The organism is Jannaschia sp. L-14R (assembly GCF_056857695.1).
Map to the genome: position 1 here is coordinate 14,566 of NZ_JBSXNP010000004.1, position 17,833 is coordinate 32,398.

Annotated in this window: 18 protein-coding genes; 15 read left to right on the top strand and 3 right to left on the bottom strand. The window is 60.4% G+C overall.

The features are described from left to right. The 11 genes from iolG to AC13C2_RS00365 all read left to right on the top strand — a co-directional run bounded on the left by iolG (window position 1) and on the right by AC13C2_RS00365 (window position 11,412). Window positions 1-1,005 carry an inositol 2-dehydrogenase gene (gene iolG, locus AC13C2_RS00315; protein ID WP_482885566.1) on the top strand — a complete coding sequence of 335 codons (1,005 nt, stop codon included), beginning with the start codon at window positions 1-3 and terminating at the stop codon, window positions 1,003-1,005. After that, window positions 1,002-1,208 (top strand): hypothetical protein, encoded by a 207-nt coding sequence (locus AC13C2_RS00320; protein WP_482885567.1) that lies wholly within the window; start codon window positions 1,002-1,004, stop codon window positions 1,206-1,208. The genes iolG and AC13C2_RS00320 overlap by 4 nt, the downstream gene beginning before the upstream one ends. Window positions 1,209-1,338: 130 nt before the next feature. Further along, window positions 1,339-1,569, top strand: coding sequence for an AbrB/MazE/SpoVT family DNA-binding domain-containing protein (locus tag AC13C2_RS00325; RefSeq protein ID WP_482885568.1), 231 nt, complete (start codon window positions 1,339-1,341; stop codon window positions 1,567-1,569). Next, entirely contained in the window at window positions 1,553-1,972 is a 420-nt protein-coding gene (locus AC13C2_RS00330) for a PIN domain-containing protein (RefSeq protein ID WP_092765317.1), read from the top strand. The genes AC13C2_RS00325 and AC13C2_RS00330 overlap by 17 nt, the downstream gene beginning before the upstream one ends. A 285-nt stretch (window positions 1,973-2,257) precedes the next feature. Beyond that, window positions 2,258-3,505 (top strand): urea ABC transporter substrate-binding protein, encoded by a 1,248-nt coding sequence (gene urtA / locus AC13C2_RS00335; protein WP_482885584.1) that lies wholly within the window; start codon window positions 2,258-2,260, stop codon window positions 3,503-3,505. A 48-nt stretch (window positions 3,506-3,553) separates the two neighbouring features. Next, a complete protein-coding gene (urtB, locus tag AC13C2_RS00340) occupies window positions 3,554-5,527 on the top strand; it encodes an urea ABC transporter permease subunit UrtB (protein WP_482885569.1) in 1,974 nt (657 codons plus the stop codon). After that, entirely contained in the window at window positions 5,524-6,729 is a 1,206-nt protein-coding gene (urtC, locus tag AC13C2_RS00345) for an urea ABC transporter permease subunit UrtC (protein ID WP_482885570.1), read from the top strand. Before urtB ends, urtC begins: the two co-directional genes overlap by 4 nt. Then, complete coding sequence (gene urtD, locus AC13C2_RS00350) at window positions 6,726-7,472, top strand: urea ABC transporter ATP-binding protein UrtD (RefSeq protein ID WP_482885571.1); 747 nt, start codon at window positions 6,726-6,728, stop codon at window positions 7,470-7,472. The genes urtC and urtD overlap by 4 nt, the downstream gene beginning before the upstream one ends. Next, entirely contained in the window at window positions 7,465-8,169 is a 705-nt protein-coding gene (gene urtE / locus AC13C2_RS00355; RefSeq protein WP_482885572.1) for an urea ABC transporter ATP-binding subunit UrtE, read from the top strand. Before urtD ends, urtE begins: the two co-directional genes overlap by 8 nt. A 293-nt stretch (window positions 8,170-8,462) precedes the next feature. Beyond that, window positions 8,463-8,843, top strand: a complete 381-nt coding sequence (locus AC13C2_RS00360; protein WP_482885573.1) for a hypothetical protein — start codon at window positions 8,463-8,465, stop codon at window positions 8,841-8,843. Further along, window positions 8,836-11,412 (top strand): HWE histidine kinase domain-containing protein, encoded by a 2,577-nt coding sequence (locus AC13C2_RS00365; RefSeq protein WP_482885574.1) that lies wholly within the window; start codon window positions 8,836-8,838, stop codon window positions 11,410-11,412. Before AC13C2_RS00360 ends, AC13C2_RS00365 begins: the two co-directional genes overlap by 8 nt. Before the next feature lie 80 nt (window positions 11,413-11,492). Here the strand turns inward: AC13C2_RS00365 and AC13C2_RS00370 are convergent, their stop codons facing one another. From AC13C2_RS00370 to AC13C2_RS00380, 3 genes are all read right to left on the bottom strand, one after another. Continuing rightward, complete coding sequence (locus AC13C2_RS00370) at window positions 11,493-11,654, bottom strand: hypothetical protein (RefSeq protein ID WP_175495942.1); 162 nt, start codon at window positions 11,652-11,654, stop codon at window positions 11,493-11,495. 120 nt (window positions 11,655-11,774) lie between these two features. Continuing rightward, window positions 11,775-12,503: a Crp/Fnr family transcriptional regulator gene (locus tag AC13C2_RS00375; protein ID WP_482885575.1), complete on the bottom strand. Its 729-nt coding sequence runs from the start codon at window positions 12,501-12,503 to the stop codon at window positions 11,775-11,777. A gap of 329 nt (window positions 12,504-12,832) precedes the next feature. After that, window positions 12,833-13,645, bottom strand: coding sequence for a response regulator (locus tag AC13C2_RS00380; RefSeq protein WP_092765333.1), 813 nt, complete (start codon window positions 13,643-13,645; stop codon window positions 12,833-12,835). Between the two features lie 104 nt (window positions 13,646-13,749). On the opposite strand from AC13C2_RS00380, the gene AC13C2_RS00385 reads away from it, so the two are divergent. The 4 genes from AC13C2_RS00385 to AC13C2_RS00400 are packed head-to-tail and all read left to right on the top strand — an operon-like array spanning window position 13,750 to window position 17,760. Continuing rightward, the gene (locus AC13C2_RS00385) at window positions 13,750-13,914 is read left to right on the top strand and encodes a NepR family anti-sigma factor (protein WP_339645915.1); all 165 of its coding nucleotides are present in this window, start codon (window positions 13,750-13,752) and stop codon (window positions 13,912-13,914) included. Further along, complete coding sequence (locus tag AC13C2_RS00390; RefSeq protein ID WP_482885576.1) at window positions 13,911-14,468, top strand: RNA polymerase sigma factor; 558 nt, start codon at window positions 13,911-13,913, stop codon at window positions 14,466-14,468. The genes AC13C2_RS00385 and AC13C2_RS00390 overlap by 4 nt, the downstream gene beginning before the upstream one ends. Before the next feature lie 50 nt (window positions 14,469-14,518). Next, window positions 14,519-16,201, top strand: a complete 1,683-nt coding sequence (locus tag AC13C2_RS00395; protein WP_482885577.1) for a histidine kinase dimerization/phosphoacceptor domain -containing protein — start codon at window positions 14,519-14,521, stop codon at window positions 16,199-16,201. After that, a complete protein-coding gene (locus AC13C2_RS00400; RefSeq protein WP_482885578.1) occupies window positions 16,201-17,760 on the top strand; it encodes a phospholipase D family protein in 1,560 nt (519 codons plus the stop codon). The genes AC13C2_RS00395 and AC13C2_RS00400 overlap by 1 nt, the downstream gene beginning before the upstream one ends. Window positions 17,761-17,833 lie beyond the last annotated feature (73 nt).

Consider the following 17,833-nt stretch of genomic DNA (forward strand, 5'->3'; position numbering starts at 1 on the left):
ATGACAGTCAGTTTTGCCGTTCTCGGCGCAGGCCGGATCGGTCAGGTGCATGCCGATGCCATCGCGTCGGTCCCAGGTGCCGTGCTGGTCGCGGTCACCGATGCGATGCCGGCCGCCGCGCAGGCCGTTGCCGACAAACACGGTTGCGAGATCCGTGACATGGCGCAGATCGAGGCGGCGTCCGACATCGACGCCGTCGTCATCTGCACCCCCACCGACACCCATGCCGACCTGATCGAGCGCTTCGTGAAGGCGGGCAAGGCGGTATTCTGCGAAAAACCTGTCGACCTGTCAGTCGCCCGTGTTCAGGACTGCCTCAAGGTTGTGAACCGGGTTGATGGCAAGCTGATGGTCGGGTTTCAACGTCGCTTCGATCCGGACTTTCGCGCGCTCAAGGCTGCCATCGACGACGGCAAGATTGGCGATGTTGAGATGGTCACACTGACCTCCCGCGACCCTGCCGCTCCACCGATCGGCTATATCGAACGGTCTGGCGGCATCTTCCGCGACATGACAATCCACGACTTCGACGTGGCCCGGTGGTTGCTGGGCGAAGAACCTGTCTCGGTCATGGCTGCCGCCAGCGTGCTGACCGATCCTGCCATCGGCAAGGTCGGCGATTTCGACAGCGCGAATGTGATCCTGACCACGGCGAGCGGCAAGCAGGCGACGATCAACAACACGCGCCGCGCGACTTATGGTTATGATCAGCGGATCGAGGTACATGGGTCGGAAGGCTCTGTTACCGCGGAAAATCACCGGCAGGCCCGGATCGAACTGGCAAATGCGGAAGGCTACACCCGCCCGCCGCTGCTCGATTTCTTCATGTCGCGCTATACCGCAGCCTATGCCGCTGAAATCGCGGCCTTCGTCGCGGCACTGGCGGAAGGGTCCCCGATGCCGACGACGGGAGAGGACGGGTTGCGCGCGCTGGCACTGGCGGAAGCCGCAGTGCGGTCAGTGGCCGAAAGGCGCGCCGTTGCCGTGTCCGAGATACTGGAATGAAACGCGGGTTCTTCGATGTCCGCACGCCTTTCTTCAACCCACTCTGGCGGAGGGTGGTGGCGGTCGTGTTACCCGCAGCATGGGCTTTGGTCGAATTGATGAATGGCCAACCGTTCTGGGCCATCGTCTTCGGTGCTTCTGCCGCGTTTCTGGCGTGGCAATTCTTCGTGGTCTGGGTGCCTTCTCCTCCGGATGAAGATTGATCGGGCCGTCAGTCCTGACCGTGCGAGACATCCTGTAAGTAGAATTTGCAGACTGGCTTGGGGCAGGTCTGGAATCCAGGCCGAACATGATATACATTGCATAATGTGTATATCAATCAGGGAGCGCGCCATGCAGGTTGCGAAATGGGGTAATAGCCTTGCCATTCGATTGCCCGCTACAGTGGTAAAGGCGCTTGGCCTGTCGGAAGGCGACGATATCGCCATCCGCATCGCAGGCGAGCGCGAGATGGAAGTGACACGCAAACCCGACAGGGCCGAACTGCTGGCACGTCTGTCGGCTTTCGAAGGGCGGTTGCCTGCCGATTTCACCTTTGACAGAGACGATGCCGGGCGTGGCTGAGCGGCCCTGTATCGATAGCAACATTCTCGTCTATGCGGTCGCCGGTCACGGGACGAAGCGCGCCGTCGCATTGGACGTCGTCGGTCGGGGCGGTGTGATATCGGTGCAGGCCTTGGGCGAAACGGCGCATGTTCTGCGGCGGAAAGCGGGCCTCTCACTGGACGAGATCGGAACGGCACTCGCCATATTGCGCGCCTTGCTGGATGTGGTCCCGCTGACTGTCGCTACGCATGACGCGGCTTTGCGGATCGCCGCCATCACGGGATATTCGGTCTGGGATGCAACGATGCTGGCTGCCGCGATGGAAGCGGGCTGTGATGTGCTGATCAGCGAAGACATGCAGCACGGACGCAAGATCGACGGGCTGACAATCGAGAATCCTTTCGCCGATATACCGACGTAGCTACATTACATAACAAACCTTATTGCGCTCTTGCGCGCCTTCGAATCCGTGTTGGGCGCGGCCAGGGATGCCTGAAATGTCCTTCCGCAGAGAAGCCACAGTTGCTTCGCGCTGCAGCGCAGCACGTCAATTATGCCAATTAATTAGGCAAAGCCCGAAATCAACGCGGTTGGCGCGGCTATAACCTTGCGCTTCGGACGCGCCGGTCAAGGGGATGTGACTGTCTTGAACACCGGGGGATCCGAAATGACCATGACACGCCTGACCACATTAACCTTTCTGCCAATGCTCGCATCGCTGCCAGCTGCCGCACAGCAAGTCGATTGCCCGATCAAGGTGGGTGTCCTGCACTCCCTGTCCGGTACGATGGCGATTTCCGAGACGACGTTGAAGGACACCGTCGAGATGCTGGTCTCGCAGCAGAACGAGAAAGGCGGCTTGCTGGGCTGCGACGTCGAGGCGGTCGTCGTCGACCCCGCGTCCGACTGGCCGCTGTTTGCCGAAAAGGCGCGCGAATTGCTGACCGTGGAAAATGTCGACGTCATCTTCGGCTCATGGACTTCGGTCAGCCGGAAATCCGTCCTGCCGGTGCTGGAGGAACTGAACGGTCTGATGTTCTATCCGGTCCAGTACGAGGGCGAGGAATCGTCCAGGAATGTCTTCTACACCGGCGCTGCACCCAATCAGCAGGCGATCCCGGCGGTCGATTATTTCCTCGACGAACTGGGTGTTGAACGATTTGCCCTGCTGGGCACGGATTACGTCTATCCGCGCACCACGAACAACATCCTGGAAGCCTATCTGAAATCGAAGGGCATCGCCGAGGAAGATATCTTCATCAACTACACGCCATTCGGGCACAGCGACTGGGCGACCATCGTTGGCGACGTTGTGGAAATGTCGGAAGACGGCCGCCAGGTCGGGGTGATCTCCACCATCAACGGCGACGCCAACATTGGCTTCTACAAGGAACTGGCAGCCGCCGAAGTATCCGCCGACGATATCCCTGTCGTGGCCTTTTCAGTCGGTGAGGAGGAACTGTCCGGTCTGGATACTTCCAATCTGGAAGGGCACCTGGCTGCCTGGAATTACTTCATGACCGCCGATACGCCTGAAAATGCCGCTTTCATCAAGGGATGGCGCGATTTCATCGGTGACGACAGCCGTGTGACGAACGACCCGATGGAAGCGCATTACATCGGCTTCAACATGTGGGTGAACGCGGTTGAGGACGCAGGCACGACCGATGTCGATGCCGTTCGCGAGGCGATGTATGGCCAGACTTTCCCGAATCTGACCGGCGGCGTCGCCGAGATGCTGCCGAACAACCACCTGACCAAGCCCGTCCTGATCGGTGAAATCCGCGCAGATGGTCAATTCGACATCATCAGCCAGACCGAGCCGGTGCCCGGCGATGCCTGGACCGATTATCTGACCGAAAGTGCCAAGCTGAAGTCAGATTGGCCCGGTCTGGGGTGTGGAATGTATAACACCGAGACGGAAAGCTGCGTGCAAATTCAGTCGAACTACTGATCTTAGCAGTCTCTAACGCGCCGATTCCGAGGTTTTCGGAGTCGGCGCATGACCATTCCCACCGAAAGACCCGCCATGACTTTCGCCCGCCTGCTGCGTTGTTTCCTGACCTGCGTCTGCCTTGCCCTGCCTGCCGCGGCACAGGACGCCGGAGTTCAGGACTTGCTCCAGACCTATTCTGACCAGATCGCCAAGCCATCGCGGCAGACGATTCAGCCGGTGCTGGATGCTCTTACAAGCAGTGATATTCCGACGATGCCCGATTTCCTCGAGGCCTGGGCCGACAAGCGGGTCGTGCAGCGCGATGCTGACGGGGCGTTCTTTTATGGCAAACGCGAGGGCGATACATGGGTCTTGCAGTCGGTGGAAGACGGCGCCGATGCCGGAACCGCCGCCCGCCGTGACGTCTCCGAATTGAAACCCAATGCAGGTGTGCGCCGCCTGATCGCCACGGCCCTCGTCCAGTTTCAGTTGAACGATCCCGATCCGGCCCGCCGCCTTGCCGCGCTCGACAGTCTGTCGCGCAGCCCATCCGCCAAATTGCTCGGCCCCTTGCGCGCCTCGATCGAGGCCGAAGACGTTCCGGCCATCCGCGCCCGCAAAATCGCACTGGACCGCTTGATCGCAGTGCAGTTCGGCACCGACGTCGAGACCCGCCTTGCGGCCATCGACTGGATGTCAGACCAGTTGTCGCTGGAGGCCAGGGCCGCGCTGAATAGATTGCTGGCTACGGAACTGGTCATTGGAAGCCCGCCTGAGAATGCCAATGTCGCCCGTGTCTTGAGCGTCGGAAAGGACATCACTCAGACCGATGCGCTGGCGCTTCTGGCAGCGGCGGACATCCTGCCTCCAGATGTCAGTCGGGCAGATCGCGACGCCGCGCTGATCGCCGCCATTGCCGACGAACACGTCGCGGGCACGCCGGTCGCCATGTTGAATACCGAAGCCGCGCGCTGGACCGCCTATGAAACCCTGGCCATTGCCGGACAGGCACCGCCGCGACCGGCCCAGAACGCGGTGGCGACCCTGTTGGAGAGGAACCCGATCACCGAAATCTATGACGAGCCGGACCCGATCCTGACCGCCGCCGCCGCTGCCGCGCTGGCCGAAGTCGAAGCCCGCGTCGCCCGCGCGCAAGCCGTCGATCTGGCGCTGGACGCCCTATCGCTTGCTTCGATCTATTTCCTTGCCGCCATCGGACTCGCCATCACCTTCGGTGTGATGGGCGTCATCAACATGGCGCATGGGGAATTCATCATGATGGGTGCCTATACCGGTTATCTCGTGCAACAGATCATCCCGGACAAGACCCTGTCGCTGATGGTTGCGCTGCCTCTGGCCTTCGCCGTGGCCGCTGCCGCAGGGGTCGCGCTGGAACGTCTGGTGATCCGCCATCTGGCGCACCGCCCGTTGGAGACATTGCTGGCGACCTTCGGCATTTCCGTCGCCCTGCAGCAGATTGTGAAGAACGTCTTCGGCACGCAGGCCGTGCCCCTGACCTCGCCCGATTGGCTGGCGGGCGCCTGGGTGCTGAACGATGTGGTCGGAATCAGCTATATCCGCATTGGAATATTCATGCTGGCCACCATGTTTCTGGCACTGCTGGTTTATATCCTGCGCCGCACGCGTCTGGGGCTGGAGGTGCGGGCCGTGACGCAGAACCCCGGTATGGCCGCGTCGCTTGGCATCGACCCCGACCGCGTCGGCATGGCGACGTTTGCCCTTGGCTCCGGTATCGCCGGTGTGGCCGGTGTAGCGATTGGATTGTTCGCGCAGGTCACTTCGGAAATGGGTGCGGGGTATATCGTGCAAAGCTTCATGACGGTCGTCGTCGGCGGTGTCGGCAGCGTTTTCGGCACGCTGGCGGGCGCAGGCTTGATCGGCGGTCTGCAAAAGGGAATCGAGTGGCTGAACCCGTCGAACACCCTGGCGGCGCAGACCTACATGATCCTGTTCATCATCCTATTCATTCAGTTCCGCCCGCGTGGCATCGTCGCTCAGAAGGGCAGGTTCGCGCAATGATACTTCGCAAACCCTCGGTCCTGATCTTTCTGTCGGCGCTGGCCTTGGTGACCATCGTGACGACGCTGATGGCACAGGCGGGCCTCGTCTCGACGTCTTTCGTGAAACTGCTGGGCAAGACCCTATGCCTCGCCATTGCGGCCCTTGCGATGGATCTCGTCTGGGGCTTCACCGGCATTCTCAGCCTCGGGCATTTCGCCTTCTTCGGGATCGGCGGATATGCCATCGGCATGTGGCTGATGTGGGATCGGACGGAGAATATCGTCATGCCGTCCCTGACTGGCGGACCCCTGCCCCCGACCCCGTTTCAAATCGAGGAGGCCATCGGCACGCAGATCTTCGGCGTTGTCGGATCGTCTGACGTGCCATGGCTCTGGTCGCTGGCCGGGTCACTGCCGCTGCAACTGGCCGCCGCCGTGCTGGTTCCAGGTCTGATCGCCCTGATCTTCGGTTGGCTGGCCTTTCGCAGCCGCGTCACCGGCGTCTATCTGTCGATCCTGACGCAGGCGGGCACGTTGGCCCTGTCACTCTGGCTGTTCCAGAACGACAGCGGCTTGCGCGGCAACAACGGATTGTCGGGCCTGCAAAACATTCCGGGCCTGCGCGACGTGGCGCAATCGGTGGTTTCGCTATGGTTCCTCTGGGCCTCTGCAATCGCATTGGCGCTGGCCTATCTGATCGCCGCCTGGACCGTCTCGGGCCGCTTCGGCAGCGTCTTGCGCGGCATCCGCGACGACGAGGCGAGGGTCCGGTTCCTGGGCTATGAGGTCGAGCATTACAAGCTGGCCGTCTTCACCGGCACCGCCATGGTCACCGGACTTGCGGGGGCGCTTTACTATCCTCAGGCGGGTATCGTGAACCCGGCAGAAATTGCGCCCATCGCATCGATCTATCTAGCGGTCTGGGTTGCGATCGGGGGGCGCGGGCGACTGTATGGCGCGGTGATCGGTGCGGCGGTCGTCTCGCTGGCGTCAAGCTGGTTCACCGGCGGTGGCGCGCCCCCCATCAATCTGGGATTCTACGTTATCAAATGGACAGACTGGTGGCTGGTTCTGCTGGGGCTGTCCTTTGTGCTGGTCACGCTGTTCGCCCCCAAGGGGCTGGGTGGTCTGGTTGACCTCTGGACCGGACGGAGGGCGCGCGGCATCGGACCGCTCGGCCCCGATCAGGGCAGCCTGCGCGGCAAGGAGGAAGTGGCATGAGTGCTCTTCTGGAAGTCTCCGGCGTCAGCAAATCTTTCGATGGGTTCAAGGCCATCGACAACCTGAGCTTTTCCATCGGAGAAGTGGAATTACGCGCGGTGATCGGGCCGAACGGTGCGGGTAAAACCACCTTTATGGATCTGGTAACCGGCAAGACCCGACCCGATTCCGGCACCATTCGCTATGGCTCGCTGTCCCGGTCCCTGACGGGCATGTCAGAAGCCCGGATCGCGCAGGCCGGGATCGGGCGCAAGTTTCAGAAACCCACGGTGTTCGAGGATCAGACCGTGGTCGAGAACCTGGTGATGGCCCTGAAATCACCGCGCAACCCGTTTTCGGTTCTGATCCGACGCCCGCCGCAACGCGACCGCGCCGCCACCCTTGCCGAACAGATCGGCCTGGACGATGCGCTGGATCGCCGTGCCGGCGAGTTGAGCCATGGACAAAAGCAATGGCTGGAGATCGGAATGCTGCTGGCGCAGGAACCGCGCGTCCTGCTGGTCGATGAACCGGCAGCAGGCATGACGACGGCCGAGCGCGAAAAGACCACGCAGATGCTTGTCGACGCCGCGCGCACACGTGCCGTCGTGGTGATCGAACACGACATGGATTTCGTGCGTCGCCTGAATTGCCGCGTCACCGTCCTGCACGAAGGCCGTGTTCTGGCTGAAGGGCCGCTGGACCACGTCTGTGCCGATCCGCGCGTGATCGACGTCTATCTGGGGCGCGACGACGATGTCTGATCCGCAGGGTTTGAACGCCAGAAACGTAACGCTGGATTATGCCGGCAGCCGCATTTTACATGGCATCGACCTGCATGCCGCGAGGGGCCAGATCACCTGTGTGATGGGGCTGAACGGGACGGGAAAAACGTCTCTGTTAAAGGCTCTGGCGGGACGGCATCCCATGGGCGGAACGGTGACGTTGAACGGCGAGACGCTGCCGCCGGGCGCACGCGACAGGGCGCTTGCGGGCATCGCCTATGTGCCGCAGGGGCGTGAGGTCTTCCCTGCGTTGACCGTCGCCGAAAATCTGGAGGTCGGGTTCGCCTGCCTGGCCCGGTCTGATCGCCGCGTTCTGCCGGACATCTTCGAGCTGTTTCCTGTGCTGTCCGAGATGCGGGCCCGTCGCGGCGGCGACCTGTCGGGGGGACAGCAACAGCAGTTGGCAATCGCCCGCGCACTTGTGACGCGTCCGAAAGTCCTGCTGCTCGATGAGCCGACCGAGGGCATCCAGCCCAATATCATCGCCCAGATCGGTCGCGTGATCGCCGGACTGCGCGACCGGGGCGACATGGCTATCGTACTTGTCGAACAACGCTTCGATTTTGCCTGGGGATTGGCCGACCGCCTGATCGCCCTGCGACGTGGCAAAGTTATCCGCGACGTGCCGCAGGTCGATGCAGACCGGGCTGCCATGCTGACGGACGTCTCGGTCTGAACCGCAGGCTGACAACCTGGACGGCATAAATCTGCTGCTATGTCATATATTATTGACGCGAGTCAGTCAGCTACTATGACGACAGGGCACACACCGCCTTAAGAGCCTATTGACCCTTGGTCACTGAAACCCTTCGATCCCGTCTTCGCGAGGAGACCCGGTCAGCGCATGATGCTGTCGATGTCCTGTTCGCCCGATGCGACTTGGGCACCTACAGTGGGCTGCGCATTTTTCTGGCGTCGCACCGGGATGCGTTGACCGCGCTTCTCTGGGCCTGCCCTGACCCGGACTTGATGCCACGCATAGATGACGCGCTGGCAGATCTGGCATCCGATCTGAGGGCACTGGACGGTTGCTGCCCGGCCATTTTGATCGCTGCTCCCATTCGGGACGATGCGTTGGCGCAAGCCTATCTGTGGCATGGCTCCCGTCTTGGAACACAGGTTCTGGCGCGTCGCTTTCAAAATGCCTGGGCCGGGTCGCCCCCGGATGCCGGGCGTTATCTGAACCATGCGCCTGATCCCGCCGCGTGGCGCGATCTCAGTGAGCGTTTGATTGCACTACCTGCGCGCGGCGCTGCCGCCGACAGAACGGTGGCTGCGGCAATCGCATGGTTCGCCATATTCGCCGCCGCTGCCAGGCACCATCTGACAGGAGCGACACTAGATGCCTGAAGACCAGCGCCCCATAGGGTCCGTCGATCTGAACAATTGTGATCGTGAACCAATCCATTTGCTGGGCCAGATTCAGTCTTACGGTGGACTGATCGCCATGACGTCGGATTGGGTCGTGCAGCACGTGTCGACCAATCTCGAAACTATAATCGGGTTGGATCCGCATTCGATCATCGGTGAAACGCTGACGGATCACTTGCCTGCGGACATTGTCCAGAATCTGCGTGCGCGCATGGCCCTGCTCGGTCAGGAGCAGGACAGTATTCGGGTTTTCGGCGTGCAGGTCGGCGGGCGCGCGACGGACCTGTCTCTGCATTTGTCAGGCAAGCTGGTGGTGCTGGAGGTGGAACCGCGCAAGGACGACCGCGAGTTGGAGGAGGTGTCGCTGATCCACCCGCTCCTGAGACGCGTGCGCGCCGCGCCGCATGTCGAGGAGGCCGCGCAGGAGGCCGCGCACGCCATCCGCGCGCTGACCGATTTCGGTCGGGTCATGGTCTATCGGTTCGACGACGAAGGATCGGGCACGGTAATCGCCGAGGCGACTGCCCCGGATGTCGACTCGTTTCTGGGACTGCGGTTCCCGGCCTCGGACATTCCGCAGCAGGCGCGTGCGCTATATACCCGTAATCCGATGCGTCTGATTGCCGATGTGGACGCCCAGACCCACCCTATCCTTTCGGCAACCATGGGGTCCGGTGACCCGCTGGACCTGTCGATGTCGGTCACCCGCGCGGTGTCCCCCATCCATCTGGAATATCTGCGCAACATGGGGGTCCGCGCGTCGATGTCGGTGTCGATCATCGACAAGGGCAAGCTCTGGGGTCTGTTCGCCTGTCATAATCTGGACGGGCCGAAACCCATCGGGCTGGAACGTCGCACGGCAATCGAGATCTTCGCGCAGCTGTTTTCCTATGAGTTGCTGCAAAAGGAAGCGGATCAGGTGCTGACACGCAGCACCGAGGCGCGCAGCCTGCACGACGCGATGGTCGCACGGGCGGGCCGGGGTGCCGACTTCACCGAAAATGTCGATATCCTGTCGCAGGAAATTTCGGGCGCAATCGACTTCGACGGCATCGCGGTGCTGTCTGATGGGGCCTATATCGCCCGCGGACATGCTCCGTCAGAAACGGAGTTCGTCGGATTGGTGGACGATCTGATCGCCACCGCACCGGGCAAGATATTCTCGACTCATCGCCTGTTTGATAAATATCCGGCCGCGCGTGGATTCTCACATCCCGCAGCGGGTATTCTTGCCCTGCCGCTTTCGCGGTCACCGCGCGACTATATCGTGCTGTTCCGCCGCGAAGTCGTCGAAACGGTTCACTGGGCAGGAAAGCCCGAAACGAAGATGGAAACCGGTCCCCTTGGCCCCCGCCTGACGCCGCGCAGCAGCTTTCAGGCGTGGCAACAGCAGGTCGAAGGCAAGAGTGCGCGCTGGAGCAAGGCCGAATTGGCCGTGGCTGAATCGGTTCGCGTGACCCTTCTGGAAGTCGTTCTCAAGATCACCGACGAGGCAAATCACCAGCGGCAGCGTGCCAGCGAGACGCAGGCCCTTCTGATTGCCGAGCTAAATCATCGGGTCCGCAACATTCTGAACCTGATCCGGGGCCTGGTACGCCAGACCAGGGACACGTCGGGATCACCGGAGAATTTCGCCATGGTCCTGGATGGCCGGATCGACGCCTTGGCCCGTGCCCACGATCAACTGACCCAGACCGACTGGTCCGCCAGCTCGGTCCACAAGTTGATTGACGTGGAGTTTGCGGCCTATGGCGGGTCCGAGCGGATCGTGATCACCGGACCGGACCTCGCGCTGGTACCCGACGCCTATGCGACGCTGGCCCTCGTATTGCATGAACTGGTCACGAACTCGGCCAAATATGGGGCTCTGTCGGTTCCGGAAGGGCATGTGGCGATGACATTCGAGATCGATGATGGCGGTGCTTTCATCCTGACCTGGACAGACCGGAACGGCCCCGATGTCAGTCCGCCGACACGGAAGGGCTTCGGAACGACGATCATCGAGAAATCGGTTCCTTTCGAACTCGGCGGAGAGGCCGAGCTGACCTTCCCGTCGACGGGTATTTCGGCCCGCTTTGTCATACCGGCCCGTCATGTCGGCGATATAACCGACGCCCAGATACCTGAAATGACATCCACCGTCGGGGGCAAGGCCACGGCCGCCGCAGCGCGGCCCGAAGGCATCGAAGGCCGTGTGCTTCTGGTCGAGGATAACATGGTCATCGCGCTCGATGCCGCCGATATTCTCGAAGGCGAAGGCGCGGAAGAGGTTCTGGTCGCTGCCACAGCGCAACAGGCGATGGAACTGCTGGACGCCAACACCATCGATCTGGCAATTCTGGACATCAACCTCGGGCGATCGGCAACGTCGCTGACCGTGGCGGAGGCATTGGTTGAACGGCGCATCCCGTTCATGCTGGCCACTGGCTATGGCGAGTCCACTGGTGCCGCGAATGGGTTTCCCCCGGCCCCGGTGCTGAAGAAACCGTATTCTGCCGCCGACCTGATCGCAGCAGTCGGCAAGCTGCGAACCGTCAGCGCGGACTGAGCGGTAAGTCCCACCTGATCCAATTCAAACCTGGCGCGACCGAGCTTTCGGGCTCCGCGCCTTCCAGGAAATCGCGGCGATCAGACTGGGCTGCGGAAGACGAAAATGCCAAGTGCTGCTACGATCACAAGCATCGCCAGAACACCGGGATGGGTCAGGTCGAGCTGAAAGTTACCGACACGCACAGTCATATCACCCAGGCAGGTTTGCCCCAGGAACGGAAGTTCGATGCAATTCGCCATGAGGCGTTCCTTTGCGCAAGCGCTCCCACCTGCGCGAGGATGCGACCCTATTGTGGCAGCATCCGGGCAATTTTTGCCCAATTTCAGGTCATTCTGCCCAGACCCGGTCAGATGGCCCGATTACATCAGCGGACGGCGGCGCGGTTCCTCGATCTCGATTCCGGCCGCGATGGCCAGATTTTCCACGTTTGAGACCGTCAGCACACCATCGTTCCAATGCATCAATTGTCGATTGCGTAATTTGGCCAGCGTCTTGTTGGTATGGACCAATGACAGGCCGAGGGCATCCGCCAGATCCTGCTGGCGATAGGGCAGCGCCATTGCACCGCGATCTACCAGTCCCAGCGACATGCCGCGCCGGTGAATTCGAAGCATCGCCCAGGCGACAGATGCAAAGGCAGATCTCTGGCCTACGGTCGACAGCGCCTCGCCCAGAAACAGCTCCTCCGATGCGCCGAGCCACGTCAGGTCGAAGGCGCGGTCCGGGTGAGATTTGAAGAGCGACCAAAGCTCCGCCCGGTCAAACACGCAAAGCGTCATCCGACTGGAGGCTTCGACAGAATGCCCCATTTCACCCATTACTCCGGCCTGCAAGCCCAGGAAATCACCCGGAAACACGAAGTTTATCACCTGACGCGATCCATCCTCCAGCAGCTTGTAGCGAAGTCCCATACCGTGGAGAGCGGTGAACAACTGCGGTGAATTCGACCCTTCCATCAGGATTGTGGTCTGCGGATCGACGGTCAATTCGCCGACTTTGAACCGCTGCATGAATTTCAGCTCTTCTGCAGTGAAAGACAGGAATATATCCTTGCTGCGCAAGGGGCAGTTTTCGCATTTGACGGCCATGACCCCCCCAACGACAGTTTCTGTTCACTGACCATCTATCGGGCCGACACTGTAATGTGAATGTCGCCCGATCCTGCGCCCAGCGAAAGCGATTATACAATACGGACGGATCTAACCCGGTCAGTTAACCAAGGCTGCGTCATCCGGCTGCCCGGCCCGGCGCGGGATTACCGCCGCTACATCGTTCTCGATCCAGAAAAGGAACCCAGATGCTTGTTTCAGCAATCGTATGCCTGTGCGTGCGATAGTGTCGGGCCTGTTCGGTTTTCTAGGCCTCACAGCAAAGCGCCCCGCATTTCGCGAGGCGCACAATCGAAGGCTGCTGTTCGTCAGGCCCGCAGCGTTTCCGTCGAAGCGAAGAACATCGCCTGACTGACGGCGGACTGGACCTGCTCTTCCTTGTAGGGTTTCGAAATCAGGAAGGCCGGTTCGTGACGATCCCCGGTCAACAGGCGTTCCGGGAAGGCAGTGATGAAGATGACCGGCGTATCCGGCATGTCCGCCATAAGGTCGTTCACTGCATCAATACCGGACGAATTGTCCGCCAGTTGTATGTCCGCAAGGATCAGATCCGGTTTCTGGTCCATGCCCATGGCGACGGCCTCGGTCCGGGTGCGGGCCACACCGATGACCTTGTGACCCAGGTCCTCGACGATCGCGGTAATGTCGGCGGCGATGATAGGCTCGTCCTCGATCACCATGACACGGCCCGATACGCTTGCTTCCATGTCGCTGCGGGCAGTCGCGATCAGATGGCGCACTTCGTCGCGTTCGAGGTCCATCACGGCCGCGATCTCGTCGATCGAGAACTCCTCGACCGTGGACAGCAACAGGGCTTCGCGCGTATTCGTCCCGAGTGCCTGAAGCAGCGACTGAGCGCGTCCGATCACGCCGGAACCGGCTTCAGCGATAGGGGCGCCTGTACTGCTCCAGATGGCGTGAAAACATTTATAGAGACCTACGCGGACGCGGACGTCCGCGGCGAAGATGCTTCGATCCTGAAGAATGGCTTCGAGAGTAGCTATGGCATATTTGTCACCACTGGACTGCGAGCCGGTCAAGGCACGCGTATACCGGCGAAGGTAAGGAAGTTCAGATGCGATGCGGTCCGACAAGTCTGTGGTCCCGATGGTTGACGACATACGTTTAGGCCTTATTTTCGATTTTGTTGGAACCAAACAGCGCTCTGCACTGTTCGGTTCCCGGAAAACGGTGAAAAACTATTCTCGAACAAGTTAGCTGGCACATGAATCAGAAAGACAACGACAGCGATCCGCGAATTGCTGCACTTATCGATCAGAACCTCAAGCGGGTCTACTCCGATCTTGTTCAGGAAGAGTTGCCGGACCGATTCAAGGACCTTCTGGCCGTTCTAAAGGCTCAGGACGCCGAGCAGGCGGACAAGCGATGAGTGATCGCGACCCGCGTGAAGCGATGCTTGACCACCTTCCCGCTTTACGCGCCTTTGCTCTCAGCCTGACACGGAATGGAGCGACGGCCGATGACATGGTGCAGGACACAGTCGTCAAGGCCTGGACGAACATCGATAAGTTCCAGCCCGGAACAAACATGCGCGCCTGGTTGTTTACCATTCTGCGCAACACTTATTATTCCAGCCGTCGCAAGCTTAACCGCGAAGTGTCCGACCCGGAAGGCACGATGACCAACAGCCTGTCGGTCAAGCCTGACCATGACGGCCATCTGAACCTTTCCGATTTCAAGAAGGCGTTCGAGACCCTGCCCGACGAACAGCGCGAGGCGCTGATTCTTGTCGGCGCATCCGGTCACACTTACGAGGAGGCCGCCGATATCTGTGGCGTCGCGATCGGCACCATCAAGAGCCGTGCTAATCGCGGTCGCGCCCGCTTGACCGAATTGATGTCGCTTGACGAAAACAGCCCTCTGGAAATGACAGACAATGCAACGATGGCGGTTGTTGCCGGCGGCGGCGGCGTCCTCCGCTGACGCCGTCCGAAAATATACCTGACCCATGGTACAGAAGTCTGCGCTTCAGAATGGCGGCGCTTCTGTCGATTGCGCTGTTGCCGATCGGCCTGATTGCCGTGATGCAGACCCTCAGTGTCGCGTCCAAGGCGCAGGCCAATGCCGAATTGGCACTTCTGGCCCTGACGGAACAGGCTGCCGTGGACGAGCAGTTGACCCTGCGTCTTGCACGCGGTGCGGCGGATGCTCTGGCCATCGTGATGTTGGAACTGCGCGATCAGTCCGACACATGCAGTCGGATCATGCAGGATTTTGTCGCTAAATCGGATCGATTTTCCTATGCCGGTTTCACCACCGTTTCGGGGGAGTCGACCTGTAACTCCGCCACACGTGCGCTCGATTTCAGTGACACGGCGACCTTTGCGAAACTCAGCGCGAACCAGATATCCACGATCACATTGAACCAAAATGCGCCGATCAGTGGAACCTCTGTCCTGATGGTATCGACGCCGGTTTTCGGTGCAACGAACGAATTTTCCGGCTATGTCGCAATTTCGATCCCGCTTTCCAAATTGGTCCCGCCCGGCCGTGAGACGGTACAGCAATCGCTTCTCAACCTGGTGATGTTCAATGACGAAGGCGACATTCTTACATCGATCGGTGAGCCGGAGAACGTTGCGCGCAATCTGCCCCGCGACTTACAGCTGTCTGATCTTATCGTCGACGATAACGATGCCTCTACCCTGGAAGATGTCGAGGGGCGCCGTCGCATCTACACCGTCGCCACGATCGAGCCGGGCCAGGTTTATGTTCTTGGCATATGGGACAGCTCGGCCAGCCTGGCGCGGCAGGCGGATGGTGAAATACTGACTTCGCTGTTTCCGGCTCTGATGTGGTTTGCGGGACTGCTGGTCGCACTTTTCGCAGTGCATCACCTGGTCATACGGCATCTTCAGATCCTTGGGCGCCAGATGGCCTTGTTCACCGCTGCCAGACGACTTCCAAAAGAAGATGCAGCCCTCAGCCCCCCAACCGAAATTCTGCGCATTCAGCGTGCCTTCCATCGCATGACCGATGCCCTGATCCGTGACGAGGCCAGTCTGGAAAACGCCATCCGCGAAAAGTCGGTGCTGGTGAAAGAAATCCACCACCGGGTTAAGAACAACCTTCAGCTTATTTCCTCGATCATCAACATGCAGATTCGCGAAGCCACGTCACCGGAAGCGAAAGACGCCCTGCGCGCAACGCAGGACCGTGTACTGAGCATGGCGACCATTCACCGAGATCTGTATCAGACCAATGAGACCGGACTGGTCGATGCCGCACACCTGGTGCAGGAGGTCGTGAGCAAGACCATAGACATTACTCCTGACTTCAACGATCTGGAGTTGCAGATCAATATCGGCGATATCTGGCTCTATCCCGATCAGGCCGTGCCGATGTCGCTTCTGGCATCCGAGGCAGTGATCAACGCGCTCAAACATATGGCACCCACCGACCCGTCCGGCGCGGCGCGTCTGATGGCGGTGAAATTCACGTGCGACACGGACCGGAACTGCCGCTTCGAATTATCCAACCCGATATCCGATGAGCCCGATGGACGCCGTTCGGGACATGGGATGGGACACAAACTGATCCGGGCCTTTGCTACGCAGCTTGCCGCCGATGTGACAACCTCTCAGGCAGACGGCCGTTATACCATCACGGTAACTTTCACGGCGTCTGAATTCGCGCCAGCGCCAGGAACTTTCTGATGTCGCAAGCATCGAAGCAGACATCTCCTGCAATTATCGAATCCACACCGCTGCTGACCGCATCGCAGGCTTTTCCAGCACTTGAGAGACTTTTTCTGAATGCGGAAAGTCGAATTTCCCTTGGGTTTCGTATCTTCGATCCCCGAACCCAGCTTCATTCGCCCGAAGCGCGGACGATCGGCAAGGACTGGTTCGACCTGATCGTCCATACGTTGAAGCGCGGTGTGGAAATAGACCTCGTGGTCAGTGACTTTGACGCCATTGTCTGCCCTGATTATCACCAACGTGCGACGCGGTGTGTGCGGCTGGCACTGGCCGCTGCCGAAGTGTCGGGTCACCCTGAACGTCTGCGTGCCAGTGCCTCTCTGCACCCGGCCCGTGTCGGTTGGTTGCCCAGCCTCGTGCTCTGGATACGCGCGCGCGGTTTCTTGTTGCGGACCGGGGTAAAGTTGAATGCACTCTCGTCCGCTGCGCGCGCACGACGTCTGTCGGAACTGCCACAGCTTCGGCCCTATTTCATCGAGGATGGTGAACGCAAAGTCACACTGAAATCCCTGAAATTGCCGCGTCTGTGCCCGGTGACGCATCACCAGAAAGTTGCCGTCGCCGATGGTAACACGCTCTATATAGGCGGCCTGGACCTGAACGACCGTCGCTACGACACGCCTGACCACAACCGTCCCGCGTCCGAAACCTGGCACGATACGCAGCTTTTGATCCGCGGCCCGGTCGCGGCGCAAACCGAAGCGCATCTGGCGAACTTTCGTGATGTCACCTACGGCGCACCGCCTGTCGATGCTCCTGACCTTCTGCGGACGATCTCGCGCCGCCGAAACACACTGCCGACTTTCATGTCACCAATGCCGGTGCTCACCGAACTTGCCGAGGCACATGCCGCACGCGCCCGTGCCGCGACAGGCCTGATATATCTGGAAAGTCAGTTTTTCCGCGATACGTCCTTTGCCCGTCTGCTGGCCCGCAAGGCCCGGCGCACCCCCGAGCTGAGCATGGTACTGATCTTGCCCGCCGCACCCGACGATATCGCTTTCAAAAATAACAGCGACAGTGATGCCAAATATGGTGAATTTCTCCAGGCCAAATGCGTTTCGATTCTGCGCAAGGCTTTCGGCGACCGCCTGTTCATCGGCAGCCCCGCGCAGCGCCGCAAGGCCGAGGAAAACAGCCGTGCCACGACTTATGGTGCGCCACTGATCTATCTGCATGCCAAGGTGTCCATTTTCGATGACACCGCCGCCATCGTATCGTCAGCAAACCTGAACGGGCGCAGTTTCCGGTGGGACACGGAGGCCGGGGTGACCCTGACGGATCCGGCTCATATCGAAGACCTGAAGATGAGGTGCATTTCGCACTGGCTTGACGGGCCGGTACCCGATGCCTTTCTCGATCCAGAGCGCGCCGTTGATGCGTGGTGGGCCCGGGCCCATGCCAATGCCCGCCGTGCCCCGGAAGATCGGGATGGGTACATTGTGCCCTATGCCTCCGCCCCGGCGCGTCGGTTCGGGCGAAATCTGCCCGGTATCCCTGAAGAAATGGTCTAGGCGGGTACAGCCCCTGGTGCTGACACGACAGCTTTCGAAACTGACCACCGACCGTCTTCCCGAAGGGCGATGC

Excerpts from the sequence above, each read along its gene's own strand:
- urtE (WP_482885572.1), top strand. The coding sequence starts at position 7,465 with ATGTCTGATCCGCAGGGTTTGAACGCCAGAAACGTAACGCTGGATTAT.
- AC13C2_RS00325 (WP_482885568.1), top strand. The coding sequence starts at position 1,339 with ATGCAGGTTGCGAAATGGGGTAATAGCCTTGCCATTCGATTGCCCGCT.
- urtD (WP_482885571.1), top strand. The coding sequence starts at position 6,726 with ATGAGTGCTCTTCTGGAAGTCTCCGGCGTCAGCAAATCTTTCGATGGG.
- AC13C2_RS00400 (WP_482885578.1), top strand. The coding sequence starts at position 16,201 with ATGTCGCAAGCATCGAAGCAGACATCTCCTGCAATTATCGAATCCACA.
- iolG (WP_482885566.1), top strand. The coding sequence starts at position 1 with ATGACAGTCAGTTTTGCCGTTCTCGGCGCAGGCCGGATCGGTCAGGTG.
- urtB (WP_482885569.1), top strand. The coding sequence starts at position 3,554 with ATGACCATTCCCACCGAAAGACCCGCCATGACTTTCGCCCGCCTGCTG.
- AC13C2_RS00395 (WP_482885577.1), top strand. The coding sequence starts at position 14,519 with ATGGCGGCGCTTCTGTCGATTGCGCTGTTGCCGATCGGCCTGATTGCC.
- AC13C2_RS00365 (WP_482885574.1), top strand. The coding sequence starts at position 8,836 with ATGCCTGAAGACCAGCGCCCCATAGGGTCCGTCGATCTGAACAATTGT.
- AC13C2_RS00360 (WP_482885573.1), top strand. The coding sequence starts at position 8,463 with ATGCCACGCATAGATGACGCGCTGGCAGATCTGGCATCCGATCTGAGG.
- urtA (WP_482885584.1), top strand. The coding sequence starts at position 2,258 with ATGCTCGCATCGCTGCCAGCTGCCGCACAGCAAGTCGATTGCCCGATC.
- AC13C2_RS00330 (WP_092765317.1), top strand. The coding sequence starts at position 1,553 with ATGCCGGGCGTGGCTGAGCGGCCCTGTATCGATAGCAACATTCTCGTC.
- AC13C2_RS00385 (WP_339645915.1), top strand. The coding sequence starts at position 13,750 with ATGAATCAGAAAGACAACGACAGCGATCCGCGAATTGCTGCACTTATC.
- AC13C2_RS00380 (WP_092765333.1), bottom strand. The coding sequence starts at position 13,645 with ATGTCGTCAACCATCGGGACCACAGACTTGTCGGACCGCATCGCATCT.
- AC13C2_RS00375 (WP_482885575.1), bottom strand. The coding sequence starts at position 12,503 with ATGGCCGTCAAATGCGAAAACTGCCCCTTGCGCAGCAAGGATATATTC.
- urtC (WP_482885570.1), top strand. The coding sequence starts at position 5,524 with ATGATACTTCGCAAACCCTCGGTCCTGATCTTTCTGTCGGCGCTGGCC.
- AC13C2_RS00320 (WP_482885567.1), top strand. The coding sequence starts at position 1,002 with ATGAAACGCGGGTTCTTCGATGTCCGCACGCCTTTCTTCAACCCACTC.
- AC13C2_RS00370 (WP_175495942.1), bottom strand. The coding sequence starts at position 11,654 with ATGGCGAATTGCATCGAACTTCCGTTCCTGGGGCAAACCTGCCTGGGT.
- AC13C2_RS00390 (WP_482885576.1), top strand. The coding sequence starts at position 13,911 with ATGAGTGATCGCGACCCGCGTGAAGCGATGCTTGACCACCTTCCCGCT.